Origin of the sequence: Citricoccus sp. NPDC055426, from assembly GCF_040677445.1 — a bacterium.
Lineage (GTDB): Bacteria > Actinomycetota > Actinomycetes > Actinomycetales > Micrococcaceae > Citricoccus.
In genome coordinates, this window is sequence record NZ_JBFARZ010000013.1 from 45,896 (window position 1) to 71,590 (window position 25,695).

Consider the following 25,695-nt stretch of genomic DNA (forward strand, 5'->3'; position numbering starts at 1 on the left):
CCTCCGGCCCCTGGGCGAGCAGCCAGGCGATGGACAACGACGCCGGCGTGGCGCCCAGGCGGTCGGCCTCGGCCCGCAGGGGGTCCAGGAGGGGGGGCTCGACGAGTCCTGGGACAGGTCTGCCATCCTCGGTGCTGGACCGATCAGGCCTTCTTGGCGGACTTCGGCGTGGCCGTGAAGTCGCGCTTCTCCTTGATCTTGGCGGCCTTGCCGTGGCGGTCGCGCATGTAGTACAGCTTCGCGCGGCGCACGTCACCGCGGGAGACGAGCTCGATCTTGTCGATCACCGGGGAGTGCACCGGGAAGGTACGCTCCACGCCCACGCCGAAGGAGACCTTGCGGACGCGGAAGGTCTCGCGGATGCCGTGGCCGTGGCGGCCCATCACGAAGCCCTGGAAGACCTGCACGCGGGCGGTCTTGCCCTCGATGATGTTCACGTGCACCTTGACGGTGTCGCCGGGGCGGAAATCGGGGGCGTCGCTGCGCAGCGAGGCCGCGTCGAGGGAATCGAGAATATGCATGGTGATACTCCTGGTGAACGCCACAGGTCATTCACGTCATCTGCGGCCCGCCGGCCGGTACCTCCTGAGGCGGAGGCGTCGGGATGGGCGGGCCTGAAACCGGTGACCGGTCAGTCCCTGATGGGTGCCGGTTGGCCAGACTGTCGGCATCCGCCCCCTGTGGCAGGTCGGATGTCCAGTTGACACAGCGACCCATTATGCCAGATCCGATGCCCTGCTGTCTTCTCCTACGCCTGCGGCCCCGCGGACCCCTCCGGCACGAGGTCGGGCCGGCGGGCACGGGTGCGGACCAGCTGCTGCTCGCGCCGCCAGGACGCGATGCGGCCGTGGTCTCCGGAGAGCAGCACCTCGGGGACCTCGCGTCCGCGCCAGGACGACGGCTTGGTGTACACGGGGTATTCGAGCAGCCCGTCGCTGTGGGACTCCTCCACGAGGGACTCGGGGTTGCCGACGACGCCGGGCACGAGCCGCCCCACGGCCTCGATCATGGCCAGGGCCGCCACCTCACCGCCGTTGAGGACGTAGTCCCCGAGGGAGACCAGGCGGACGTCGTAGAGCCCGGTGGCCCATTCGAAGAGTCGTTCGTCGATCCCCTCGTACCGGCCACAGGCCACCACCAGGTGGTCCGCCGCCGCCAGGTCCTGCGCCACGGACTGCCGGAACAGGGTGCCCGACGGCGTCGGCACCAGCAGGACGGGTCGCTCGCCCGGCGCTTCGGCCGGGCCACCGGCCGCATCATCGGCCGCGCCATCGGCCGCAGCACCGTGTCCGGCGCCGGCGGCGATCCCCTCCAGCGCCAGCGCCCAGGGCTCGGGTTTCATCACCATGCCGGCCCCGCCGCCGTAGGGCGTGTCGTCCACGGTGCGGTGGCGGTCCACGGTGTGCTCCCGCAGGTCGTGGACCCGGATGTCCAGCAGGCCGTCCCTCCGGGCCTTGCCGATCAGGGACACATCGAGTGCGGCCAGGTACTCGGGGAAGATCGTGACGACGTCGATCCTCATGCGGGTTCCCCCGGGCCGGGCGTGGCGCCACCGGCGGCGTCCTCGTCCGGGCCGTTGAGGGTCAGCAGCCCCGGCGGTGGGGTGAGGGTGATGGTGCCCGACTCGGGGTCGACCTCGGGGACGATCTCGTCCACGAAGGGCACCAGGGCCTCGGCACCCCCCTGTACCTCGATCTGCAGCAGGTCCTGGAAGTCCCCGGTCTGCAGCCCCGTGACGGTGCCGACCTCCTGGCCGTCCACCAGCACCGCGAGCCCCACGAGGTCCTCCTCGTACCAGGCGTCGTCGTCATCCGCCGCCTCGGGTGCGGCGAACAGCTCGGTGCCCCGCAGCTCCTCGGCCTGGTTGCGGGTGAGGACCTCGTCGAAGGACAACAGCAGGATGTCCTTGTTCCACCGGGCCCGCACCACGGTCAGCTGTCCGCCCCGGCCCGCGGCGCCCGCGCCGCCCCCGGGCCGCGCGGAGAGTACGGCGCCGGACACGAAACGCTCCTGGGGTTCATCCGTGTAGACCTGCACGGTCACCTCCCCGCGGATGCCGTGCGGCTTGCCGATCCGGGCGACGCGGACCTGCTCGGTTCCGTCGACGGACGGGCTCTGATCGCCTGGCTGGGACATGGTGGTGGGGTCCTCTCCTCGGGGCGCTGCGGGGTGTGTGGTTCTGCGCCAGGGGGCTTCTGTGTCAGGGAGCCTCTGTGTCAGGGAGCCTCTGTGTCAGGGGGCTCAGACACCGATGGCCCGTTCCCGGACGGTGTCCGGACACGGGCCATCATGCCATGGTGCTGCCCCACCGCAGACTGCGGGGTGGGGCGGCGGGGTACAGCTACCGGCGGCGGTCGGTGTCCACCACGTCGACCCGCACCGGATGGCCGGCGAGGCCGTCCAGCACCGTGCGCAACGCTGTGGCGGTGCGGCCCTGACGGCCGATCACCCGACCGAGGTCCGAGGGGTCGACGCGGACCTCCAGGACCTCACCCCGCCGGTTGGTGCGCAGGTCGACCTGGACGTCATCCGGGGAATCGACGATCCCCCGGACCAGGTGTTCGAGCGCTTCCGTCAGCATGGTCACTCAGACGTCTCGTCGGCCGGGGCCTCAGCGGCGTCCGCTTCCGCGGCCGGGGCCTCGGCAGCGTCCTTCTTCGGGGTGATGGCCTCGGGGATGATGACCGAGCCCTTCTGCGGGGCCACGAAGGGCTCCTTGGCCTGCTTGGTCTTCAGGGTGCCCTCGGCACCCGGCTCCCCCTTGAACTTCTGCCAGTCGCCGGTGACCTTGAGGATGGCGTGGACCTGCTCGGTGGGCTGGGCGCCCACGGACAGCCAGTACTGGGCCCGCTCGGAGTTGACCTCGATGAACGAGGGCTCCTCGGTGGGGTGGTACTTGCCGATCTCCTCGATGGCACGGCCGTCGCGCTTGGCGCGGGAGTCCATGACGACGATGCGGTAGTACGGGGCGCGCATCTTGCCGAAGCGCTTCAAACGGATCTTAACGGCCACGGGTGTGGTAGCTCCTGGTTCTTGGTGTTGGCGCAGCGTTCGTCCCGGCCGTGGGGTTGGCGCGGGACGGTGGCTCCTGACGGAACGGCCGGCCGGAATGATAGAGGGTCGCCCGGACGGCAGTTCAGTACCGTCCCATTCTGCCAGACGTCCGAGCAATTCTCCTAGTCGACCTGCTGGCGCTCAGATGGACGCGGCGGCGGACGGAGCCTCGGCCTCGGTGAGCACGAGCAGCGTGTTCCACGGGTCGCGGACCTCGAGTCCGCGATCCGTGCGCTGCACGCTCCGGCCGGCGACCTTCAGCCGGTCCTCGGCGGAGTCCAGCCCCTCCCCCCCGGGCAGGGTGATGTCCACCGCGCCGAGGCCCAGGGTGTTGCGCCGGGGTCCGACACCGGTGGAGTTCCAGGTGTTCATGGCCATGTGGTGGTGGTAGCCGCCGGCGGACACGAACAGTGCCATGGTGCCCAGCCCCGTGGTCTTCTCGAAGCCGAGGTCCCGGACGTAGAACTCCTCGGCCGTGGCCACGTCCCCCACCTGGAGGTGGACGTGCCCCACCGAGGCGGGCGCCGTCCGCAGCCGGGCGACCGAGTCCTCCGTGAGATGGGTGTTCAGGTACCGGTCCCACGGCAGGTACTCCGTGGTCATGGCCACCTGGCGGTCCGCACCCCACTGCCACTGGTCCCGGGGGCGGTCGACGTATAGCTCGATGCCGTTGTGGTCCGGGTCCTGGAAGTAGAACGCCTCGGAGACCAGGTGGTCGGAGCTGCCGACGAAGCGGGACTGGTCGTGGCGCACGGCCGAGTAGACGGTGGCGGCCAGGTCGGCGGCCTGCTCGAACAGGATGGCCACATGGTAGAGCCCGGCTTCACCCTCGCCCGGCAGCTTGAGCCCGTTGGACTCCTCGATGCCGACGAGCGGAGTCCCGGCGCGCCCCAGGATCACATTCGGGCCGTCCTCGGCCACGGCGACCAGGCCCAGGGCCTGCTCGTAGTACCCGCGCAGCCGCGGGACGTTGTCCGTCTTGAGGGTGACCAGCCCCATGGCGAGCCCGGCGGGCAGCAGTTCGGTGACGGGTCGGCCGCTGATGGACTCGTGGCGCACCGAGGCGGCGGCCGCATCGGGGAGCTGGTCTGCACGGTGGTCGGTGGTGGACGTCATGGTGACTCCTTCGGGATCAGGTGAACTGGGCTGGTGGATTGCCTCCAGTACAGCACAACATAGTTGACGCTTCAAGCATTCCCGGAGAGTCATCCCTCACATGCCTCGGGCCGCCCCACCGAGATGGTGGGGCGGCCCGAGGATCAGCTGGCTCAGTTGCCGCCGAGGTACTTCTCGAAGCCCTTGGGCAGGTTCAGGGAGGCCGGATCGAAACCGTCCGGGCCGGCGTCGTTCCCCTGGCCGAAGGCCGAACCCGGGGCGGCCGGGCGGTTGCGGCGTTCCTCGAGCTCGCGCATCTCCTGCGCCGCCTTCGCCGGGTTGCCGGAGCGCGGCTTGGCCTTCTTGCCCTTGCCCTTGCCCTTCTTGGATCCGCCACCGCCGCCGCCCGGCATCCCGGGCATCCCCGGCATGCCCGGCATCCCGCCGCCGGCGGCCATCTTCTTCATCATCTTCTGGGCCTGGCCGAAACGCTCCAACAGGCCGTTGACCTCCGAGACCTGGACACCGGAGCCGCGCGCGATGCGCGCCCGGCGGGAGCCGTTGATGATCTTGGGCGCCACCCGCTCGTGCGGCGTCATGGACCGGATGATGGCCTCGATGCGGTCGATCTGGCTGTCATCGAACTGCTCGAGCTGCTGGCGCATGCCCTGGGCCCCGGGCATCATCATCAGCAGCTTCTTCATGGACCCCATCTTCTTGATCTGCTGCATCTGATCAAGGAAGTCGTCGAGGGTGAAGTCCTCCTGGTCCACGAACTTCTGGGCCATCTTCTCGGCCTCGGCCCGGTCCCAGCTGCGCTCGGCCTGCTCGATCAGGCTCATCACGTCGCCCATGTCCAGGATGCGCGAGGCCATCCGGTCCGGGTGGAAGACCTCGAAGTCGGACAGGTTCTCGCCCGTGGAGGCGAACATGACCGGTTTGCCCGTCACCGAGCGCACCGAGAGCGCGGCACCACCCCGGGCATCGCCGTCGAGCTTGGACAACACCACGCCGGTGAAGCCGACGCCCTCGTTGAACGACTGCGCGGTCGCCACGGCGTCCTGGCCGATCATGGCGTCGATGACGAAGAGCACCTCGTCCGGCTGCACCGCGGCGCGGATGTCGGCGGCCTGCTGCATGAGCTCGGCATCCACGCCGAGCCGTCCGGCGGTGTCCACGATCACGACGTCGTTGTACTTGGCCTTCGCCTCCGCCACGCCGTTGCGGGCCACCTGCACCGGATCGCCGGTGGGGTCCTCGAACTCGCTGGAGACGCCCGGGTGCGGGGCGTAGACGGGGACCCCGGCCCGTTCGCCGTTGACCTGGAGCTGCTTGACCGCATTGGGCCGCTGGAGGTCGGCGGCCACCAGCATCGGCGTGTGGCCCTGCGCCTTGAGGTGCTGGGAGAGCTTGCCGGCCAGGGTGGTCTTACCGGCACCCTGCAGGCCCACCAGCATGATCACCGTGGGCGGGGTCTTGGCCAGGTTCAGCCGACGGGTCTCCCCGCCCAGGATGTTGACGAGCTCGTCGTTGACGATCTTGACGACCTGCTGGCCCGGGTTCAGCGCCTGGCTGACCTCTTCACCGAGGGAGCGCTCCTTGATGTGGGCGATGAACTCCCGGACCACCGGCACGGCCACGTCGGCGTCCAGCAGCGCCCGGCGGATCTCACGGGCGGTGGCGTCGATGTCCGCCTCGGACAGACGACCCTTGCCCTTCAGGTTCTTGAAGGTGGCGGCCAGGCGGTCGGACAGGGAGTTGAACACTGCGGTGCTCTTCCTTCGGGGGTCGGGGGTCGGCACGTGCGAATCTACCGGTTTCCAAGGGTATCAACTCGCCAAGGCGCCGGGACCCCGCTCAATCGCGGGGTCCCGGCGCCTGCCGTCGAGCACTGTCAGGACCTCATCGCACGCGCAGCGATGCGGACTCCGGGGCAGGCTCAGCGGCGCGCGGTCCATCCAGAACCTGCTGCTCGCCGGTGTCCAGGGTCTCGGCATAGGACGTCCCCATGCCGCCGCCACCGAACTCGTAGGCGACCTCGCTGTGCAGGGACTGGTCCAGGCCCAGTTCCTCCTCCTCGGCGGTGACACGCCAACCCATCGTGGCCTTGAGTGCGAGGCCGATGATGAAGGTCACGATGGCGGTGTACACCACGGCGATCACCACGGCCACCACCTGGGCCAGTAGGAGCGAGGCGTCACCGCCGTAGAACAGGCCGGCGCGGCCATCCGCCATCGGCAGTCCCAGCAGGCCGATCAACACGGTGCCAAGGATGCCGGCCACCAGGTGCAGGCCCACGACGTCCAGGGAGTCGTCGAAGCCGAGCTTGTACTTCAGGCCGACGGCGAGGGCACAGGCCGCGCCGGACAGGAGACCGATGATCAGGGCACCCACCGGATCCACATAGGCACAGGCCGGGGTGATCGCCACGAGGCCGGCCACGATGCCGGAGGCACTGCCGATCGACGTGGCGCGCTTGCCGCGAATCCGTTCGGTGAGCAACCAGCCGAGCATGGCGGCGGCAGGGGCGGCCAGCGTGTTGACCCAGATGAGACCCGCCTCCGTGGCATCGCCCGCGGCCCCGCCGTTGAATCCGAACCAGCCGAACCAGAGCAGGGTGGCGCCGAGCATCACGAAGGGGATGTTGTGCGGCCGGTGGCCCGGATCAGTGCCGAAGCCCTGGCGCTTGCCCAGCAGCAGGGCCAACACCAGCGCGGCCACGCCGGCGGAGATATGGACGACCAGGCCGCCCGCGAAGTCGATGGCCTCCCCGACGGCGGAACCGATGGCGCCGTCAGCTGAGAGCAGGCCGCCGCCCCAGACCATGAAGGCCAGCGGGCAGTAGACGGCGGTGACCCAGATCGGGACGAAGACGACCCAGGTGCTGAACTTGGCGCGGTCGGCGATGGCTCCGGAGATCAGGGCAACGGTGATGATCGCGAAGGTGGCGCCGAAGCCGATCCCGATCAGGTCCTCGGTGCCGAGGGCCCCGAAGAGGCCGAAGTCGGCGAAGGGGTTGCCGAACAGCTGCAGAATGCCCTCGCCACCGGACATGTTGGAGCCCCACAACACCCAGACCACCGCCACCAGGCCAATGGACACGAAGGACATCATCATCATGTTCAGGGATGCCTTGGCCCGGGTGAGACCTCCGTAGAAGAAGGCGAGGCCGGGGGTCATCAGCAGGACCAGCCCGGCACACACCATGGTCCAGACATGGCCCGCTGTCAGTTCGATCGTTTCCACCGCAGGTTCCTCTCTCCGCATGGCCCGGACCGGGGGCGGCCCGGGCTCTCGTTAAGAGGATGCGGGCGCCGTGTTTCACGGCGCCCGCAGGAACGTTTCCACCAGGTATCGAGTCTGCCCGGTGGGTGAACATCATGTTTCAGTCCAGCAGGGCCTCCACGAAGCCCTCGGCGTTGAACGGGGCCAGGTCGTCCGGCCCCTCGCCCAGTCCCACCAGCTTGACGGGGACGCCGAGCTCACGCTGGATGGCCACCACGATCCCGCCCTTGGCGGTGCCGTCCAGCTTGGTCAGCGCGATGCCGGTGATGTTCACGACCTCGGCGAAGACCTTGGCCTGGGCCAGCCCGTTCTGGCCGGTGGTGGCGTCCAGGACCAGCAGGACCTCGTCCACCTGGGCCTGCTTCTCGATGACGCGCTTGATCTTGCCCAGCTCGTCCATGAGGTTCGACTTGTTCTGCAGCCGCCCGGCGGTGTCCACGATGACCACGTCCGCCTCCTGCTCGATGCCGGTCTTCACGGCCTCGAAGGCCACCGAGGCCGGATCCGCCCCGTCCTCGTGCGATCGGACGGTGTCCACGCCCACGCGGGAGCCCCACGTGGCCAGCTGTTCGGCGGCGGCGGCACGGAAGGTGTCCGCCGCGCCGAAGACCACGCGGCGGTCCTCCGCCACCAGGACGCGGCCGATCTTGCCCACGGTGGTGGTCTTGCCCACGCCGTTGACGCCGACGACCATCATGACGGCCGGCCGGTCCTGTCTACGCGTGGCGTCCAGCCGGCGGTCCATGCCCGGGTCCACCATCTTGACCAGTTCCTCGTGCAGCATGGCCTTGACCTGCTGCGGGTCCCGGGAGCCCTCCACCGTGACCCGCTCGCGCAGGTTGTCCACGAGCTCCAGGGTCGGTGCGGTGCCGAGGTCGGCCAGCAGCAGGGTCTCCTCGACCTCCTCCCAGACGTCCTCCGTGATGTTGTCGCTGGAGAGCAGGGCCAGCAGGCCCTTGCCGAAGATGTTGTTGGACTTGGCCAGGCGGGCCCGCAACCGGGCCAGGCGGCCGGCGGCCGGGGCCGGGGTCTCCAGCTCGACGGCGGCCGGGGCCTCGGTGTCCGCCACGTCCGTGGTCGGTACCGGGGCGGCCTGAGGCGCCTCGGGTTCGGCGACCGCGGTGCCGGAGGGGCCGGCGTCGTCCGTCTCCGGCCGATCGAGGACGGCGGTGCCCGCGGCACCGCCGGGCGCCGGGTCGTTGGCATCACGCGTGGTCGGGTAGGTGCCCTTCGGCGGCTTCGGCGTGCGGCCGATGAAGGCCAGCAGGCCCAGGCCGACGATGAGGACAGAGGCGAGCGAAATCAAGATGATCGGATCCACCCGACCAGTCTGTCACAGCTGACCGCCGCCCCGGCCGGCCTCCACCCGCCGGGGCCGCGGCGGTCGGGGCCAGCACGGCCGGGGCCGGGTGGCAGGATGGGAGCCATGGCACGCACACAGACCTCCCGGACCGAACGGGTCCCCATCCCCCGGGAGATCAAGGTCCTCATCGCGGCGGCCTTCATCATCGCCATCGGCTTCGGCATCATCGCCCCGCTGCTGCCCCAGTACGCCCAGTCCTTCAACGCCTCCGCCACCGCGGTCTCCGCCGTGGTCTCCGTGTTCGGCCTGACCCGGCTGCTGTTCGCCCCCTTCTCCGGACGCATCACCAGCAGGTTCGGCGAGACCCCGGCCTACATGACCGGGGTGCTGATCGTGGCGGCGTCCATGTTCCTGGTCGCCTTCTCGCAGGAGTACTGGCAGTTGCTGCTCTTCCGCGGGCTCGGGGGCATCGGCTCCACCCTGTTCACGGTCTCCGCCATGGCCTTCCTGGCCCGCAAGGCACCGCCGAGCATCCGCGGGCGGGTCTCCGGCGCCTACGCCTCCGCCTTCCTGATCGGCAACATCGCCGGACCGGTGGTGGGCGCGGCACTGGCGGTCTTCGGCTACCGGGTCCCCTTCCTGATCTACGGCACGGCACTCGTGGCGGCCGCCGGGCTCGTCTTCTTCCTGCTGCGCGACTCCCGGCTGGCCGACCGCGGCAAGCCGGACACCCGCCCGGAGATGCGGGTGGCCGAGGCCTGGGAGCACACCCCCTACCGCGCTGCCCTGACCTCCTTCTTCGCCAACGGCTGGGCCACCTTCGGTGTGCGCAACTCACTGACGCCCCTGCTGGCGGCCACCGCCTTCGCGGGCACCGGCTTCTGGCTGGACGGCCCCCAGATCGCCGGGGCCGCCCTGTCCCTCTTCGCCCTCGGCAACATCGCCGCCGTCACGCTCTCCTCCCGGCTCTCCGACGTCCACGGCCGCAAGCCGCTCATCATCACCGGCCTGCTGGTGGCCGCGGCGGGCACCGCCTTCATCGGGTGGATGGACAACGCGTGGTTCTTCCTGGCCCTCTGCGTGCTCTCCGGAATCGGGACGGGGCTGCTCAACGCGCCCCAGCAGGCCGCCATCGCGGACATCGTGGGGCAGGAGCGCAAGGCCGGGCCCGTCATGTCCACGGCACAGATGGCCTCCGACCTCGGGGCGATCTCGGGCCCGCTGATCGCCGGGCTGGTGGTGGACGCCGCGGGGTTCGGCTGGGCGTTCCTGCTCAGCGGGGCCATCCTCGCCGTGGCGGCGGTGTCCTGGGCCTTCGCCGCCGAGACCAACCGGCCGGTGTCCCCGGGCGGCCCGCGCACGGGGGCCCTGCCGACGGTCAGTGCCCCGGAGCCGCCGGCCCCGGACGGGCACCGTCCAGACGCTGGCTGATCACCGTGCTGACGCCGTCCCCCCGCATGGAGACCCCGTAGAGCGCGTCCGCGACCTCCATGGTGCGTTTCTGGTGGGTGATGATGATCAGCTGGCTGTCCTGCTGCAGCTCCCGGAAGATCTCCAGCAGCCGCCCCAGGTTGGTGTCGTCCAGCGCGGCCTCGACCTCGTCCATGACGTAGAACGGGCTGGGACGGGCCTTGAAGATCGCCACGAGCATGGCCACCGCCGCCAGCGAGCGCTCCCCACCCGAGAGCAGAGACAGCCGCTTGACCTTCTTCCCGGCGGGCCGGGCCTCCACCTCGACCCCGGACTCCAGCAGGTTCTCGGGATCCGTCAGGAACAGCCGGCCCTCGCCGCCCGGGAACAGGGTGGCGAAGACGTGCTGGAACTGAGCCGCGGTGTCCTCGAAGGCGGCCGAGAACACCCGCAGCACCGTGGCATCCACGTCCTGGATGATGGACAACAGGTCCCGGCGGCTGGAGTCCAGGTCATCCAGCTGTCCCGTGAGGAAGCGGTGGCGCTCCTCCACCGCCGCGTACTCCTCCAGGGCCAGCGGGTTCACCCGGCCCAGGGCGGACAGCTCGCGCTCGGCGCGCCGCAGCCGCTTCTGCTGCTCGGCCCGGTCGAAGGGCACGGTCTCGGGCTCTGCGGCCCCGAGATCCCCAGCCCCGCCGTCAACGGCCTCGGGGCCCGACGCCGGCCCGTCCGGTTCCGCTGCGACCCCCGCCTGGCCTGGGCCAGACCGATCATCGCCCGCCGGTGTCAGGGGCACCGGTACCTCGGGGCCGAAGTGCTCCAGCAGGTACTCCCCGGTCATTCCCAGATCCTCCAGGGCCTTGTCCAGGAGCTGGTCGAGTCTGAGCTGCTGCTCCTGCCGGGCCATGCGCGCCGTGTGCAGCCGGTCCTTGGCGCGGGCCACGGCCGCCCGGTGCTCCTCGGCGGCGCGCTGCAGCCGGTGGCGTTCCGCCGTGAGCTCCTCACCCCGGCGCTCGAGTTCCGTGCGGTCCGCCTCCGCCCGGGCCACGGCCCGCTCCACGCCGGCCAGTGCCTGCGCCAGGGCCAGCGAGACCGCGGTGATCCGGGTCAGCCACGCACGGCGCTTCTGTTCGGCGCGCTCCCGCTCCTGATGGGCCAGGGTGGCGGAGGCCACCTGGCGTCGCGCCTGCTCGGCCCGGGAGGTGAGCTGGGTCAGCGTGGACTCGGCCGCCCGCAGGGCCAGCCGGGCCTCGGTCTCCTCGTGTCGGGCGTGACCGGCCCGCACCTCCGCGGCGTCGCGCGCCGCCGGGTCCGGGGCCGCGGTGCTCGGCCCGGTGGTGTGGGCTTCCTCGGCATCCTCTGTCCTCTCGGACGCTTCGGACCCCTCGGACCCCTCGGGGAGGGTGGATGCCTCCGCCTGTCGCTCCGCGGCGACGACCGCGGCCTCGACGGCGGCGGTGGCGTCGGCGAGCCGCTCGCGCAGCCCGGCGAGTTCACCCCGCTGCCGCTGGGCAGCCTGATCGGCATGGGAGAGCTGCTGGTTCAGCCGCGCCAGGTCCTCCGTCACGGCGGTGAACCGGGCGTCCGAGGCCTCCAGGGCCGCCAGGGCGGCCCGCTCCGCGGCCACCGCCTCCTCGGCCCGGTGCACCAGCCCGGAGCGTTCGAAGCGCAGCCGCTCGACCTCGTGCAGGGCCTGCTCGGCCACCGTGGTCGCCGCGTCGGCGGCGGCCTGCCGCTCCAGCCGGCTTCCGGCCCCGGCACCGCGGCCGTCCGCCCATCCGACCCCGAGCACGTGGCCGTCCCGGGTGGCCAGCCGGACCGGGACCCCCCGGTGGCGCTCGGGGACCCGACCGGATTCCATCAGGGCCCGGGCCGTGGCGAGGTCCTCCACGAGCAGCGTCCCGGCGAGCAGCGAGTGGACCGTGCCGGCGATGGCTGACCCCGCCGGCCCGGCGGGGAACCGCACCACCGCGCCCGCGGCCGTGACGCCGTCGGGCAGTGCCTCTGCCGGTGTCACCGATGCCGCCGGTGCAGCCGTCTCCCCGGCCGCCTGAGGCGACTCGCCGTCCCGCGCGAACAGCAGGCGTGCGTCCGCCGCGTCCGCCGCGGAGAGGCGGCCCGCGGCCGCCACCGCGGCGTCCAGGCCGTCCACCACGAGTTGCTCGGCGGGTCCCCCGAGGGCCGCGGCGATGGCCGCCTCCCAGCCGTGCAGGACGGTCAGGGCATCGGCCAGCGCGGTGGGTTCCAGGTCCCCGAGCACAGCCGCGGCGGCGCCGGCCTCCGGCTCGAGGGCCTCGATCAGGGCGTCCCGCCGGGCCACCGCCGCGCCCTGGGCGGATTCCGCGGCGGCGAGCGCCTCCTCGAGGCGGGCGAGGCGTTCCCGCAGGCCGTCCGCCACGCCGGCGGCCCGCTCATGCTCGGCGTCCAGCTCCTCCTCGGAGTCGAGGGACCCGGCCAGCCGGTTCTGGTAGTCCACGAGCTCGGCGCGCAGCGCCTCCGCCGCTCGCTCGCTCTCGGTCACGCGGGAGCCGGCCTGCTCCCACTGCCCGCGCAGGGATCGCTCGGTGGCCCGGGCCGCCTCGATGCGCCCGGCGGCCACGGCGGCCGCCTGGCGCCGGTCCGCCGCCTGCTGCAACAGCCGGGTGTAGGCCTCGTTCGCGGTGCGGGCGGCGTGCTCGGACTCCTGGCGCCGCCGCGTGGCCTGCTCCAGGGCGGTCTGGGCGGCTGTGACCGCCTGTTCGGCGTCGGCGGCCTCGGCGGCGGCACGGTCTGCATGGTCGCGGGCGGCGGCGGGATCCGGGCCCGAGGGCGGCGGCACGGGGTGGCGGCGGGAGCGCTCCCGTTCGGCGGCCACGGCCCCCAGGGACCGGTAGCGCTCGGCCAGGGTGGACAACCGGTACCAGTGCTCCCGGGCCGCGGCCGCCGCCTGGGAGGCGGTGGCCACGTCCGCCGCCATGGCCGTGGCCGCCTCGCCGGCCCGGTCCACCTCGGCCTGGGCCCGACCGACCTCGGCCTCCAGCTCCTGGTCTCCGGTGCCCAGCTGGTCCAGGGCGGCCTGTTGGCGGGCCACGTCGTCGGCCAGCAGCCGCGAACGGGCGTCCCGGACGTCGTACTGGATGCGCTGGGCCTTGCGGGCGGTCTTCGCCTGCTTGGACAACGGCCCCAGCTGGCGGCGGACCTCCTCGGTCAGGTCGCGGACCCGGTCCAGGTTGGAGCGCATGGACTCGAGCTTGCGGACGCTGCGTTCCTTGCGGCGGCGGTGCTTCAGCACGCCGGAGGCCTCCTCGATGAAGCCGCGGCGCTCCTCGGGGCTGGCCTGCAGGATCCGGTCCAGCTGCCCCTGGCCGACGATCACGTGCATCTCGCGGCCGAGCCCGGAGTCGGAGAGCAGCTCCTGGATGTCGAGCAGCCGGCAGGAGGCGCCGTTGATCGCGTACTCGGAGCCCCCGGTCCGGAACAGCGTGCGGGAGATGGTGACCTCGGAGTACTCGATCGGCAGGGCGCCGTCCGCGTTGTCGATCGTCAGGGACACCTGGGCGCGCCCCAGGGGCGTCCGGCCCGTGGTGCCGGCGAAGATGACGTCCTCCATCTTGCCGCCGCGCAGGTTCTTGGCGCCCTGCTCCCCCATGACCCAGGACAGGGCATCCACCACGTTGGACTTGCCCGAGCCGTTGGGCCCCACCACGGCGGTCACCCCGGGTTCGAAGTGGAAGGTGGTGGCCGAGGCGAACGACTTGAACCCGCGGACGGTCAGGGTCTTGAGGTACATGGTCCTTGTCTGTGGCGATTCTGTGTGGCGGTCTGTGGAGTCGCACCGGACGGTGGGCTCCAGGGTCTGACGGGGCCAACGTCCCCGATGCGCACTATATCCCGGAGCCGCCGCTTCCCGAGGCTGAGATGGCACCCGGGCAGCGAGTCGGGCACGCCCCCCGTCCCGTACGGGCCTAACATGGCCGGTGCCCCTTACATCGGCCGGACCGCGCCGGCTGATGCCGACTACTCGGGGCGAGAGCGACCAACCGAGGACTCCCCGCGATGCACCCCACTACCCCGACGGCTTCCCGCATGACCTGGATGGACACGTTCCGCGGGGCGGCGATGCTCCTGGTGGTCGTGTTCCACTCGGTGGCCATGTACAAGTCCCTGTCCGGCGCCGACCGCGTACCGGCGGTGGACGAGGTCGTCGCCTTCTTCGACCCGTACCGGATGCCGTTGCTGCTCTTCCTCTCGGGGCTGCTGCTGCGGCGCGCACTGGACAAACCGTTCGGCACCTACCTGGCGGGCAAGGCGCGGAACATCCTCTGGCCCCTGCTGCTGTGGTCCTTCGCCCAGTTCACGATCACGCACCAGCTGGCCTCGGCCCTGGACCCCTGGGCCTGGGTGGACGGGACCTACCAGTGGTTCCTGGTGGTCCTCGTGGCCTGCTTCCTGGTGGCCCCGCTGACGCGCTGGATCCCCGCGCTGGTCATGGCGGCCGTCTTCGCGCTGGCCTATCTGACGATCGGTCAGCAGGTCCCCGAGCTGGCCAGGATCTTCTTCTACGGGCCGTTCTTCTTCCTCGGGGCGGGCATGCAGCGTTGGATGGGCCCGCTCCAGCGGCTCCCCGTCTGGGTGGGGCTGACGGGCGTGCTGGTGGCGGTGGCCGTCGGAGCCCTGTCCGCGGCGGGAGAGCTGGCCGTGCACCAGAACATCCCCTGGACCCTCCTGGCCCCGATGCCCGGGCTGCTGGCCCTGCTGTGGCTCGGGCCGTGGTTGCCCCGCGCCCCCGGGCTGGAGGCGGTGGGCCGCCACTCGGTGATCTACTACGTGTCCCACACCGCCGTGCTGCTCGTGGTGGCCGATCTCTGGCGCGCCGCGGGTTGGGCCGTCCACTGGTCCACCCTGGTCATCCTGTTCCTCGCCGCCTTCGGCGTGCCGGCGTTCATGGCGGCCCACCGCTCGCGGTTCAACGGGCTGTTCGCGTTTCCGGGCGTCCGCCCCGGGAGGGAGGCAGGCCGGGCGGATGCGGGCCGGGCGGATACGGGCCGGGCGGATACGGGCCGCTCCGAACCGATCAGCGCCACCCGGTCCCTGCCGCCGGAAGACGGCCGACCCGCAGGGTAGCCGCGGGCCGGAGGCTCCCCCTTGCTATTCTGGGGGGTCTTGTCACCAGCCGCGGCCAGCGTCGCGCCACCACCGACCGGACCGCCCCGGTCCGTCCACAGGAGGACACATCATGCCGCGACGCCGCGACGTCGAACGCTACGCCCCGCGCCGCGAGACGCGTCACGCCTCACTGGCTGACTTCGAAGCCGCAGGTCCCGGGAGCGGGATCCACTCGATCTCGGCCGGTGAGGCCACCGTGGACCTGCTCCTGGACGACGACGTCCAGAGCGGATCGCTCGTCGTGTTCCTGCCCTCGGCGGTCAACAGCTCCGTGTCCTGGCCGTACTTCCAGGGCCTGTCCCTGGCCACGGTGACCGGCCAGCCCCTGCTGTCCTTCTCGGACCCGACCATCGAGCGCAGCACCGGCATCACCACGGCCTGGACCCTGGGCGACGACCGCTACTGGCTGCACCACGAGATGGACCGCTACATCGATGCGGTGCGGCGGGGCCGCCGACTGATCTTCGTGGGGTCCTCCGCCGGGGGGTTCCCGGCCCTGTACTACGGCTCCCGGTACCCCGATTCGGTGTCCGTGGTCGTCAATCCGCGGACCCACCTGTTCACCCCACCCACCCACCTCCAGCTGACTCCCAGCCGCCTGTACGGCGCGGAGGGGACCGTGGATCGGATCAGCGAACTGGTGCCGCTCGCCCCCGGTTCACCCGGCAACACGGTGGTGTATCTGCAGAACTCGGCCGACCACGTCTACTTCTCCGGCCACATGGTGCCGTACCTGCAGCAGGCCGAGCCCGGTGCGCGGATATGGACCCACCTCGGCGACTGGGGCGCGGGGCACAAGCCGGCCCCGCCGGCCTTCCTGCACGAGGTGGTCCGGACCCTGGCCACGGCCGACACCCTCGACGAGGGGATCCACCGGCTCCCGCTGGAGCGGTTCGCCGGGCTGGACGCGGTGCGCGCCGAGCAGATGGATCAGAACATCCGCCACTTCACCGCCGGCTGAGGTCACCGAGAAGCCGCCCACCGGACCTGAGGGTCAGCCGCGGCGCCGGATCTCGGCGTTGCGGTACGAACGGCGGAAGGACTGCACGTGGTCCTCGGCCTCCTGGAGACGTTGTTTGGCCAGCAGGAAGTTGTACCGCCCGTAGGCCTCCAGGACCTCCTCGGGGTCCCCGTCTGCCAGGGGGATGCCGCGGTCCAGCCACAGCACCCGGGAGCAGCTCTCCGCGATGGTCTTGCGGCTGTGGCTCACGAGCACCACGCAACCGGCCTGTTCGCGCAGTTCCTGCATGCGTTCCTGTGACCGGTCCTTGAACTGGGCGTCACCCACGTTCAGGGCCTCGTCGATCACCAAGACCTCCGGGTTCCGGCTCGTGGCGATGGCGAACCTCAGGCGTGCGCTCATCCCGGAGGAATAGGTGTCGATGGGCAGGTTGATCGAGGTCCCCAGACCCGTGGATTCCTCGATCTCCGGCAGGCGCCCTTCGATCTCCTCGCGCGACATGCCGAGGGCCAGTCCCCCCAGGATGATGTTCTGGCGGCCCGAGATGGCCGGGACCAGGGCCGCGTTCACGCCCAGCATCATCGGGGTCCCGCTGGACCAGACCTCGCCGGTGGTGGGCATCAGCTTGCCGGCGATGATCTTGGACAGCGTGGACTTGCCGGAGCCGTTGCGGCCCACGACGCCCAGTGACTCGCCCTTCTCCACCACCAGGGACAGTTCCTGGAGTGCGTGGATCGAGACCCGTGGCTGCCGCCGCACCACGCCGTAGACCACCTTCTTGTACCAGGGCAGGTGCGCGGAGACCTCCTCCCGGTCGGAGGGCACCTTGAAGGTCATGGACACCCGGTCCACCACGAGCGCGGGGTCCTCGACGGAGGCGCCGGGCGTGCCGCCGGCCGGGCGGAGGGTCTCGGAGGACTGTGACTGCGTGCTCATCGGCTTGCATCCCTCCCCAGTGATTCGTCGGCGCGCCAGAACAACAGCGTCCCACCGACCAGCAGGATCAGAGTCCAGCCGCCCAGGATGGCCCACTGGTCCCAGCCCGGGTCGGTCCCGTAGAGCAGGATCTGACGGGTGATGTCCAGCACCTGGTGCATGGGGTTGAACTGGACGACGGCCAGCAACCCGGGATGGGTGATGAAGTTCTCGAAGGAGTAGAAGACCCCGGAGGCGTACATCCAGACCCTCAGCCCGAAGGTGAGGACCTGGGAGAAGTCGCGGACCTTGGAGACCACCCGCGCGAACACCAGCACCAGGCCCATGATCAGGACCAGCTGGAGTGCCACCACGGGGATCAGCAGCAGCCACCGCCAGGTGATCACCTCGAAGGGCGGGATGGCCAGCAGGAGCACGAGCATGGTGACGATGGTGATGAGGTAGCTGTAGGACTCACGCAGCACGGTGGAGACGGGCAGCGCGATACGGGGGAAGTTGAAGGCCTCCACCACCGTGTTCTTCCGGGTGAGGGAGTTGGCGCCCTGCATCACGGTGCGGCTGGTGAACATGAACATGAACACGCCGATGGTCAGGAAGCCGAGGAAGTTCTCCACGCCCCGGGACGTCCCCAGGATCAGCCCGAAGATGAGGAAGTACGTGGCACCGTTGAGGATGGGTGTGAGCACCAGCCAGATGTTGCCCAGCAGGTGGTCCCGGTTCTGCGCGCCGACGGAGACCCGGGCCTCGTAGACGATGAACTGGCGGACGTCCCAGAGCCGTTGCAGATAGCTCCCCAGCCCCGGACGGGCCCCCACGCGGCGTAGCCCGCCCATCTGGACCGAGACCGTGCCGGCGGACGATGCCGCCGTGGTGTCCGTGACATCCGGCCTCGTGCTCTTCGCCAAAGGTAACTCCAGTTCCGGCGTCCGACGCCGCGTTGTCCGGGGTGCCGGTCTGAACCGTCATCCTGCCGATTACTGCCCCATAGTATAGATCTGCCCGGGGTTTCACGTTATCGTGGCCCAGCCGCGCCACGGTAGCATCGACACGAGTGTCCACGACCCCTGACCACCCCGAAGGATTCCGCTCGATGACTGCCCTGAAGATCATGCCCATCTACGGCACCCGCCCCGAGGCCATCAAGATGGCGCCGATCGTCCGGGCCCTGCAGGCTGATGACCGGTTCGAGTGCTTCACCACCGTCACCGGCCAGCACCGCGAGATGCTGGACCAGGTCAACGAGATCTTCGGCATCACCCCGGACGCCGATCTGAACATCATGCGTCCGGGTCAGACCCTCAACGGCATCATGGAACGCACCCTCGCGGGGCTGGACTCCCTCATCCAGGAGCAGAAGCCCGACGCCGTCGTGGTCCAGGGCGACACGACCACCTCGACCGCCGGGGCCATCGCCGCCTTCTACCTGGGCGTGCCCGTGGTCCACGCCGAGGCCGGACTGCGCTCGGGCGACCTGTTCTCCCCGTTCCCCGAGGAGGCGAACCGGAAGATCACCTCCCAGGTCGCCTCCCTGCACCTGGCCCCCACCTCCACCTCCAAGGCCAACCTCCTCGCCGAGGCCGTCAACCCGGACGACATCGTGGTCACCGGCAACACCGTGATCGACGCCCTGCTGACCACGGTCGAGAAGCGCATCCCCTTCACCGACCCCGCCCTGCGGGACCTGGCCGAGCGCGCGGCGACCGGCGACGGGAAGGTCCTGCTGGTGACCACCCACCGCCGGGAGAACCAGGGCGATGCCATGCGCGGCGTCGGCCGGGCCCTGGCCCGCCTGGCACGGGAGATCCCGGGGCTGACCCTCGTGCTCCCGGCCCACCGCAACCCCGTGGTCCGTGAGGCCGTGCTCCCCGCGCTGGAGGGCCTGGACAACGTCCTGGTCACCGAGCCGCTCGCCTACGGCGAGTTCACCCACCTGATGAACGTCGCGGACCTGGTGCTGACCGACTCCGGCGGCGTCCAGGAGGAGGCCCCCTCCCTGGGCAAGCCCGTGCTGGTCATGCGGGAGAACACCGAGCGCCCCGAGGCCGTCACCGCCGGCACCGTGAAGCTCATCGGCACCGACGAGGAACGGATCGTGACGGAGTCCACGACCCTGCTCACCGACCGCACCGCCTACGAGACCATGGCCCACGCGGTGAACCCCTACGGCGACGGCCGGGCGGCCGAGCGCACCGCCGCGGCGATCGCCGGGCTGCTCGGCGTCGGCGAACGCATCGACGAGTTCACCCTCTGAGCCGCTGACCTACCGGTGAGCCGCTGGCCCGTCCGGCGGTCCCGGCGGCCCTCGCGGCCCCGGCTACCCGGCCAGGCGGAGCATCCGGACCAGGAGGCCGAGCTGTTCCGGCTCGGACAGCAGCGACTCCGGACCCCGGCCGACCGGGGCTCCCGGCTGGCTGACCGGCAGGGCCGTGGCCACCTGGGTGGGGACGATCCGGCGGTCGTGCAGCCGGGCGACGTCCTCTGCCGCCGGCGCCAGGACGGCGTCGACCCGACGTGCCACCCCCAGCTGCGGCTCCAGCTCCGGCATCTGCGAGCACCACAGGCCGATGGGGATGTTGTAGCGCCGCGCCTCGGTGATCACCCGGTCCAGCACCGTGGTGCCGCCGGAGACGAGGTCGTTCCACTGGGCCTGTTCCAGGGCCGCGCCGGTGACCAGCAGGCCGTCCAGTCCGGCACGGATCTCGCGCTCGGCACCGGCGGCGTCCAGCCGGACCGGTTCGGTCCCCGCCCCCAGCCCTTCGACGGAGGGCCGGGATCCGATGACACCGATCCGTGCGCTGCGCGCCAGTCGCGGACGCTCCACCCGGTCCTCGATGGGCGACCGGGTGCGCACGGCGGCGGGATCCAGACCGAGGCAGTGCCCGGCGTGGCGGGCGGCCATCAGGGCCACGGCACCGCGGTCGGTGGCCCGGTCGGGGTCCGCCGCGGCGGACAGCACCCGCGCGTGGGCACCGGGGTCGGCCGTGAGATCCCAGGTCATCCTCATCCCGAGGCGGCTGGCCGCGACCGTGCAGGCCAGAGCCGTCAGTTCGTCCCCGAGCGCATAGATCCCGTCCGCGCCGGACGCCAGCGCCCGCCGGCTGATGGCGTCGACCCAGTGATCGAAGACCCCGTTGACGTCGTCCAGCGCCTCCTCGAGGGTCAGGGTCTCCACCAGGGGCGCCTCGAAGGATCCCGTGACCTCGTGTGGATGCCTCGAGGCGCCGCAGACCAGCAGCTCGCCCCGGCCGCGCGCCAGCGAGGCCTCAGGGGCCGCGGCGTGGAGGCGGTGGACCCGCTGGCGGAGCGCCGGCACCCCGACCACCTCGCCCAGCAGGAGACGCCGCCCGTGGCCCAGGGTCCAGGGCCGGGCGCCCAGCGTCCCGATCAGCCCCGCGGCCAGGGTCAGCTGTCCGGTGGCAGCCAGCGATTCGGCCTCGTCCCACCGCTCGGCCTCCCCTGGATCCCCCGCCGCGGCCTGGACCGGAGGTCCTGTCACCGTGGGGGCGGCCCCTGGAGCCTCGGCCGCACCGTCCAGCAGGGTGCGGAGCCAGCGGGCGGTGACCGCCCGCGCGTCGTAGGTGGCGGCGAAGCCGACGGCCTGGAAGGACAGGGAATCCATGGCCGTGGCATCCCCTCCGGCGGCCAGGATCAGGTCCGCCGCCTGCCGGGCGGAATCCACGTTCCACTGCCCGGGGAAGATCTCCTCGGAGCCCTCGCGCCGCCAGACCAGGGGCACGGCGCCGGAGGCCATGCCCTCCACCGGAGCCAGGTGGAAGGTCTCACGGGTGCTGGGCGAGAGCACCCAGCCGATGCCGCGGAACCAATTCCCCATGTCCGGGCCGAAGGGGTCGAAGACGACGGCCTGGCGGAGGCGCTCGTCGCGCCGGAGCCGCTCGTAGAACGCCAGGTAGGCGTCGCGGCGCAAGGGCTTGTCCCACACGAAGGGATAGTTCCACGGGTTGTGCCCCCGCAGATGCAGCACGTAGCGCGGGTCGCGCTCGAGCAGCAGCTCCAGCAGGTCCAGGGCGCGGTCGGGCCGTTTGAGCTCCGGGACGTAGCCCGCCATGCCGAGGTGGAAGCGCGCGTCATCCAGCTTGGTGCGTGCCAGGTCCACCGTGTTCACGGGGTTCGAGATGACCGAGGTCTTCTCCCGTGGCCAGCCGGTGGCGGCCAGGGCCTTCTCCCGGTAGAACTCCGAGGCGAAGACCACGGTCTCCACGGCGTCGATCTTGATCTCATGGATCGGCGGCTGGCGCAGTTCGTAGCCGTGCAGGTGCAGCACCAGCCGTTGGCCGGGGCCCACATGGTGGCTGTACCAGACGGCGTTGCGGCTGGCGAACTCGCAGAGCACCACGTCGGCCCACTCAAGCAGGGAGGCGTTGTCCGCCGGGACGGGGCCGCCGTTCGTCTCCCACAGATCGACCCGCAGCTGAACATCGTCGCGCTGCGCGAGGGCCTCCAGGAGTTCACCGGCGAACTTGAAGTCCGCTCCCACCAGCAGGATCCGCGTGGGCCGCGCCTGCCGCGGCACGGCATCGTAGTCCGCCAGGTAGGCGCCCAGCTGGTGGCCCAGTTCCTCGGCGAGCGTGCGCACCGGCGCGGCGCCGCTGCGCCCCCGCAGGCCCTGCAGGTCCTCCGTCAGGGTCTCGGCGCGCCACCGGCGTCCCTCGGCCAGGCGGGGCACGGCGGGAAGGGCCTGGGCCTCGGCGAAGACCTCGATGCCGCGTTCCTCGAACCACAGCCGGGCCTGGGACACCCGGTGTCCCTGACCGGGGGTGGCCTTGGGGAGGAAGCCGACGGGTCGGTGACCCTGCAGGGCCTCGGCGAGGGCGCCGTCGTCGGGCGCGACGGCACGGGCACCGGGAACCGCGGCGAATTGCCGGTAGACGGGGTGGATGCGCAGCTCCGCCTGGATCTCGGGTCCGCACACCAACAAGACCGGCGGGACCTCCCGCCGCGGGCGCAGCCGCTCGGCGTGGAGCTTGATCGCCTCCAGCCCCAGCGAACCGGTGAGCTCGAGGTTCACCACCAGGGCGGTGGTGCCTTCGGCGGCGGCACGGAAGCCCGTGGCCCCCGCACCACTGGCGGCGGGGAAGAGCACCACCTGGCCGGCGGCCCGCTCGACCGCCCCTTCAACCGTGCTCCGGGCGTCTTCGTCGAAGACGAGGACCTTCCGGGAGACGGACACGGTCCGGCGGATGGCGTCCTCGGACTCGGCGGTGACGTTGAGTGCCCGTCCGGGTCCGCCCTGCAGGAAGGTCCACAGCCGGAAGCGCTCGAGTCCGGCGGCGTGCAACGAGTCGCCGATGGCCATCGACATGGCCAGAACCAGGTCGGCCGACTGCACCGCGGCCATCACGGCGGCGTCGGGCTCGGGGCCCCGCACACCGACCACCTCGACGGTGGCCCCGGCCAGGCGCATGGCCTCGACGGCGCCCCGGCCCCAGTCCTGCAGGACCGGCTCGCTCGTGGCCTTGTCGACGGGGACGGCCCAGGCGACGGTCCGGCCGGACAACGGGTTGGACTGGTCCATCTAGTCCTGGTCTCCTTCGTGTGTGTAGTCCAGCAGTAGCCGCAGCAGCGCCGTCTCCGGGCTGCCCTCCGTGTCCGGGTCCCTGGTGTCCGTCTGGACCACGATGTCTGCGGCGCGCCGCAGCTGCGAGCTGCCGCGGGCCGTGGCGGACGGGCCGGTACCCGGCACCAGGTAGGACAGTCCGCCCGCGGAGCGGACCGTGCCGAGCAGCTCCACGAGTTCCTCCATCAGGTGGGACCGTGAGCTGGTCGCCGCGCCGGACCAGGGCCCGGACTCCAGGGCGCCGAGCTCCACGACCACCGCGGACAGGGCCAGGCCGTCGCCTTGACGTGCGGTCAACCCCGGGGCGGCGGGGAGCACCGGTGCGACATGCCGCAGGCGGTCCCGCAGGGCATCGGTGACCACCGTGAGCACCACCTCGGTCCCGCCTGCGGGCCCGGCCCCCAGCAACCGGTCGTGGCCGGTGAGCGTGGCCAGGTCCACCGCGTGGCTCTCGCGGTCCACGTCCGGCGTGGCGACCCGGCCGATCCGTTCGAGCAGGGCGTCGATCCCGCCGCGTCCGGGTTCAGGCATCGATCCGGCCTCCGATCTTGCGTTCGACGAGCGACCACAGCATGTCCCGCGCCGCGTTGGGGTCGCCCACGGGCGTCTTCACCTCGGCCGGCTTGGAGCTGAGGATACTGCCCTGCTCCACCAGCGCCCAGGCGGACGTCGTCGATCCGGCGTAGTCGCTCCACTTCGAGGGCAGGAACGGGTTCACCCGGTGGTTCGGCCCGGAGTGGGCGTCGTTGACGATGAGGTAGTCGAAGGCCGCGGTGACACCGAGGAACTCCAAGTAGGGCAGTGCCGCGTTGAAGGTCACCTGGTGCTCGATGCCGTGGGCGCCCACCCCGTCCCGGGCACGCTGGACCAGGGAGTTGAACTGGGCCGTGGAGAAGCCCGCCGGTTTGGCGGCCAGCCCGCCGACGGGAACGAAGTTGGTGAACACGTGCAGGTGCACGTGCTCCCTGACCTCCGCCGGCAGCATCTTCAGGGCCACGGTCAGGTCGGTGATCCCACGGGTCGCGTAGAACTCCCCGAAGTACGCCAGGTTGAGCTTCTCCGGGTCCACGGCGTAGTCCACGCTCCGCGCCCGGTAGTAGACCGGGGGCAGGGTCGGATGGTTGGACACCTCGGCGTGGGCTTGGACGCGCGCCGCCAGCTCGGGGCTGTAGATGTTCTCCAGCATCGAGGCCATCTGATGCTCGTTGGTGAACAGGATCGTCTCGGCCAGGGCGTACGGCAGGATCTCGGCCAGGCCGAAGATGGTGAAGTGGTCGTCCGGGATCCGTCCGTACGTGGACTCGACGGGCGCCACGAGGCGGGCCAGCGCCGGGTTCGTGCGGTCCAGGGCGTCGCCGCGGCGGTTGCCCTCCACGTCCAGGGAGAGCGGGTCGGAGAACTCGGCCAGCCACTCGACCCCGGGGTGGCGCAGCTTGTAGGCCGTGGCGACGTAGTGGGACGGCGCCCAGTTGGCGCGGCTGTAGAGGAAGTCGTAGTCGGCTCCCTGGGCTGCCAGGTACTCGATCTCGTCGAGGGCCTCCCGGGTGAACTCCTCATAGGCTTCCCAGGAGGCCCAGGAGGGCCGCATGTCCAGGTAGCGCTGGGACTGCACATACGGCCGTGAGAGCAGCCCGATGGTCGGATCGACCTTCTTGTGGTTGACCCAGGAGCAGGAGACCACGTCCATGGTGCGGGCGAAGTCCCGTAGGCGCTTGGAGGCGACGGTGGAGCCGGTGTCCGCGAAGGGGGCGAAGTTGTACAGGACCGCCAGCCCGCGGCCGGCGGGGCGCAGGGGTCCCCAGTCGATCTCCGGCGCGTGCGGGGAGACGGCCAGGACGTCGAACACCTCGCGCCGGTAGTCGGTGTCGGCCGTCGTGGCCTCGGCCAGCGCACGGTCGGTGTCCTGAGCGACGACCTCCGCCAGGGCCACCGCCGCGGCCGGCCAGTCCCGGCGGGCCACGACCAGCGCCTCGCGGAAGTCCAGGTAGCGCCGGGCATCCTCGGCGCCGGTGGCCACGCCGAAGCGGTGCGTCGGTCCCGAGGCGGCGGGGCCGGGAATCGCGGACGACGGGGCTGCCGAGTCCGGGGCTGTCGGGCCGGTCAGGTCCAGCCTGGCACCGGCCACAAGGGCCCTCAACTGGGCCATGCGCCGGACCTCGGGCCGGGGATCGGCGAGCTCCGCGTCCGCGGCCAGCAGGTCGGCGGGCCAGAGCACGTGGTCCAGGACCGTCGGATCGGTGAGGTCGGCCGGGCCGGCGGTCGCGACCCGCGCGGCCCGCTCGGCGAGCTCCTCGGGGAGGGTGGAGACCGGCAGCAGCCGGAGGCCGGTCGGCGAGGCCGGAGGGGGGTGCATGGTCATGGGTGAGCGGGTCACCGGTCCCGGGGTGAGAGCGCCTGCAGGTCGGCCCGCACCGTGGTCCAGCCCTGCTCGATCGACTCACGCAGTTCCGTCTGCTCCCCCTGCAGGGCCGTGACCTCGCTGCGCAGGTTGGCGACGGCGACGGTGAGTTCCTGCGACTCCGCCGGACCGCCGGCGGCCGGACCGGGCAGCGAGTCCACCCGTTCGGACAGGGCGGCCAGCTGGCGGTTCGTGCGGGACAGCATGGACACCATCTCGCGGATCGCCACGTCCGGCTGGCCGGCCTTGGCGGCGCCGGCCCCGGAGGGGGGACCACCGATCTGGCGCAGGGCCGCCTTGAAGGTCTTCAGCTGACGCCGGGCACCGAGGAATGACATCGGGGCGAGCAGGGCCAGGCCGAGCCCCAGGCACGCCAGGGACGCCGACCACAGCGAGACCGCCCCCAGGATCGCCGCGGCGAGACCGAGAACGCCGAGCAGCGCCAATCCGAGCAGGTAGGCCACCCGTTCCAGACGGGGCACGCGGCCCGGGGTGTTAGACATGATTACTCACCTTTCCACAAACGTCGCTGG

At 71.4% G+C, this 25,695-nt stretch carries 20 protein-coding genes; 4 read left to right on the top strand and 16 right to left on the bottom strand.

What is annotated here, in order from left to right; all coding sequences use genetic code 11:
• Window positions 1-143: 143 nt before the first annotated feature.
• The 9 genes from rplS to ftsY all read right to left on the bottom strand — a co-directional run bounded on the left by rplS (window position 144) and on the right by ftsY (window position 8,755).
• On the bottom strand, window positions 144-521 hold the full coding sequence (gene rplS, locus AB0K08_RS15105) for a 50S ribosomal protein L19 (RefSeq protein WP_363355825.1): 378 nt from the start codon (window positions 519-521) through the stop codon (window positions 144-146).
• A 227-nt stretch (window positions 522-748) separates the two neighbouring features.
• Window positions 749-1,522 carry a tRNA (guanosine(37)-N1)-methyltransferase TrmD gene (gene trmD, locus AB0K08_RS15110; RefSeq protein ID WP_363355827.1) on the bottom strand — a complete coding sequence of 258 codons (774 nt, stop codon included), beginning with the start codon at window positions 1,520-1,522 and terminating at the stop codon, window positions 749-751.
• Window positions 1,519-2,136, bottom strand: coding sequence for a ribosome maturation factor RimM (gene rimM, locus AB0K08_RS15115; RefSeq protein WP_363355829.1), 618 nt, complete (start codon window positions 2,134-2,136; stop codon window positions 1,519-1,521). The genes trmD and rimM overlap by 4 nt, the downstream gene beginning before the upstream one ends.
• Window positions 2,137-2,341: 205 nt before the next feature.
• Window positions 2,342-2,581 (bottom strand): RNA-binding protein, encoded by a 240-nt coding sequence (locus AB0K08_RS15120; RefSeq protein ID WP_363355831.1) that lies wholly within the window; start codon window positions 2,579-2,581, stop codon window positions 2,342-2,344.
• 2 nt (window positions 2,582-2,583) lie between these two features.
• Entirely contained in the window at window positions 2,584-3,012 is a 429-nt protein-coding gene (rpsP, locus tag AB0K08_RS15125) for a 30S ribosomal protein S16 (RefSeq protein ID WP_363355833.1), read from the bottom strand.
• 183 nt (window positions 3,013-3,195) lie between these two features.
• Entirely contained in the window at window positions 3,196-4,170 is a 975-nt protein-coding gene (locus tag AB0K08_RS15130) for a VOC family protein (RefSeq protein WP_363355835.1), read from the bottom strand.
• A gap of 152 nt (window positions 4,171-4,322) precedes the next feature.
• Window positions 4,323-5,915, bottom strand: coding sequence for a signal recognition particle protein (gene ffh / locus AB0K08_RS15135; protein ID WP_363355837.1), 1,593 nt, complete (start codon window positions 5,913-5,915; stop codon window positions 4,323-4,325).
• Window positions 5,916-6,051: 136 nt separating this feature from the next.
• The gene (locus AB0K08_RS15140; protein WP_363355880.1) at window positions 6,052-7,386 is read right to left on the bottom strand and encodes an ammonium transporter; all 1,335 of its coding nucleotides are present in this window, start codon (window positions 7,384-7,386) and stop codon (window positions 6,052-6,054) included.
• A 148-nt stretch (window positions 7,387-7,534) separates the two neighbouring features.
• Window positions 7,535-8,755, bottom strand: a complete 1,221-nt coding sequence (gene ftsY / locus AB0K08_RS15145; protein ID WP_363355839.1) for a signal recognition particle-docking protein FtsY — start codon at window positions 8,753-8,755, stop codon at window positions 7,535-7,537.
• A gap of 105 nt (window positions 8,756-8,860) precedes the next feature.
• On the opposite strand from ftsY, the gene AB0K08_RS15150 reads away from it, so the two are divergent.
• Window positions 8,861-10,168, top strand: a complete 1,308-nt coding sequence (locus AB0K08_RS15150) for an MFS transporter (protein WP_363355841.1) — start codon at window positions 8,861-8,863, stop codon at window positions 10,166-10,168.
• Here the strand turns inward: AB0K08_RS15150 and AB0K08_RS15155 are convergent.
• Window positions 10,116-13,916, bottom strand: a complete 3,801-nt coding sequence (locus AB0K08_RS15155; protein WP_363355844.1) for an AAA family ATPase — start codon at window positions 13,914-13,916, stop codon at window positions 10,116-10,118. The genes AB0K08_RS15150 and AB0K08_RS15155 overlap by 53 nt on opposite strands.
• 296 nt (window positions 13,917-14,212) lie before the next feature.
• Between AB0K08_RS15155 and AB0K08_RS15160 the strand changes: the two genes are divergently transcribed.
• Window positions 14,213-15,250, top strand: coding sequence for an acyltransferase (locus tag AB0K08_RS15160; RefSeq protein ID WP_363355846.1), 1,038 nt, complete (start codon window positions 14,213-14,215; stop codon window positions 15,248-15,250).
• 112 nt (window positions 15,251-15,362) lie between these two features.
• On the top strand, window positions 15,363-16,253 hold the full coding sequence (locus AB0K08_RS15165; RefSeq protein ID WP_363355848.1) for a hypothetical protein: 891 nt from the start codon (window positions 15,363-15,365) through the stop codon (window positions 16,251-16,253).
• Between the two features lie 33 nt (window positions 16,254-16,286).
• Here the strand turns inward: AB0K08_RS15165 and AB0K08_RS15170 are convergent, their stop codons facing one another.
• Together AB0K08_RS15170 and AB0K08_RS15175 are read right to left on the bottom strand one after the other, a co-directional pair.
• Window positions 16,287-17,189, bottom strand: coding sequence for an ATP-binding cassette domain-containing protein (locus AB0K08_RS15170; RefSeq protein ID WP_363355851.1), 903 nt, complete (start codon window positions 17,187-17,189; stop codon window positions 16,287-16,289).
• Window positions 17,186-18,094, bottom strand: coding sequence for an ABC transporter permease (locus AB0K08_RS15175; protein WP_363355853.1), 909 nt, complete (start codon window positions 18,092-18,094; stop codon window positions 17,186-17,188). Before AB0K08_RS15175 ends, AB0K08_RS15170 begins: the two co-directional genes overlap by 4 nt.
• Window positions 18,095-18,279: 185 nt before the next feature.
• On the opposite strand from AB0K08_RS15175, the gene wecB reads away from it, so the two are divergent.
• Window positions 18,280-19,440 carry a UDP-N-acetylglucosamine 2-epimerase (non-hydrolyzing) gene (gene wecB, locus AB0K08_RS15180; RefSeq protein ID WP_363355855.1) on the top strand — a complete coding sequence of 387 codons (1,161 nt, stop codon included), beginning with the start codon at window positions 18,280-18,282 and terminating at the stop codon, window positions 19,438-19,440.
• A 63-nt stretch (window positions 19,441-19,503) separates the two neighbouring features.
• Here the strand turns inward: wecB and AB0K08_RS15185 are convergent, their stop codons facing one another.
• Genes AB0K08_RS15185 through AB0K08_RS15200 form a run of 4 tightly spaced genes read right to left on the bottom strand, consistent with a single transcriptional unit; the run spans window position 19,504 to window position 25,665 of the window.
• Window positions 19,504-22,722, bottom strand: coding sequence for a hypothetical protein (locus tag AB0K08_RS15185; RefSeq protein ID WP_363355857.1), 3,219 nt, complete (start codon window positions 22,720-22,722; stop codon window positions 19,504-19,506).
• Complete coding sequence (locus tag AB0K08_RS15190) at window positions 22,723-23,295, bottom strand: hypothetical protein (RefSeq protein WP_363355859.1); 573 nt, start codon at window positions 23,293-23,295, stop codon at window positions 22,723-22,725.
• Window positions 23,288-25,123, bottom strand: a complete 1,836-nt coding sequence (locus AB0K08_RS15195) for a hypothetical protein (RefSeq protein ID WP_363355861.1) — start codon at window positions 25,121-25,123, stop codon at window positions 23,288-23,290. Before AB0K08_RS15195 ends, AB0K08_RS15190 begins: the two co-directional genes overlap by 8 nt.
• Before the next feature lie 11 nt (window positions 25,124-25,134).
• Complete coding sequence (locus AB0K08_RS15200) at window positions 25,135-25,665, bottom strand: hypothetical protein (RefSeq protein WP_363355863.1); 531 nt, start codon at window positions 25,663-25,665, stop codon at window positions 25,135-25,137.
• Window positions 25,666-25,695: the final 30 nt, after the last annotated feature.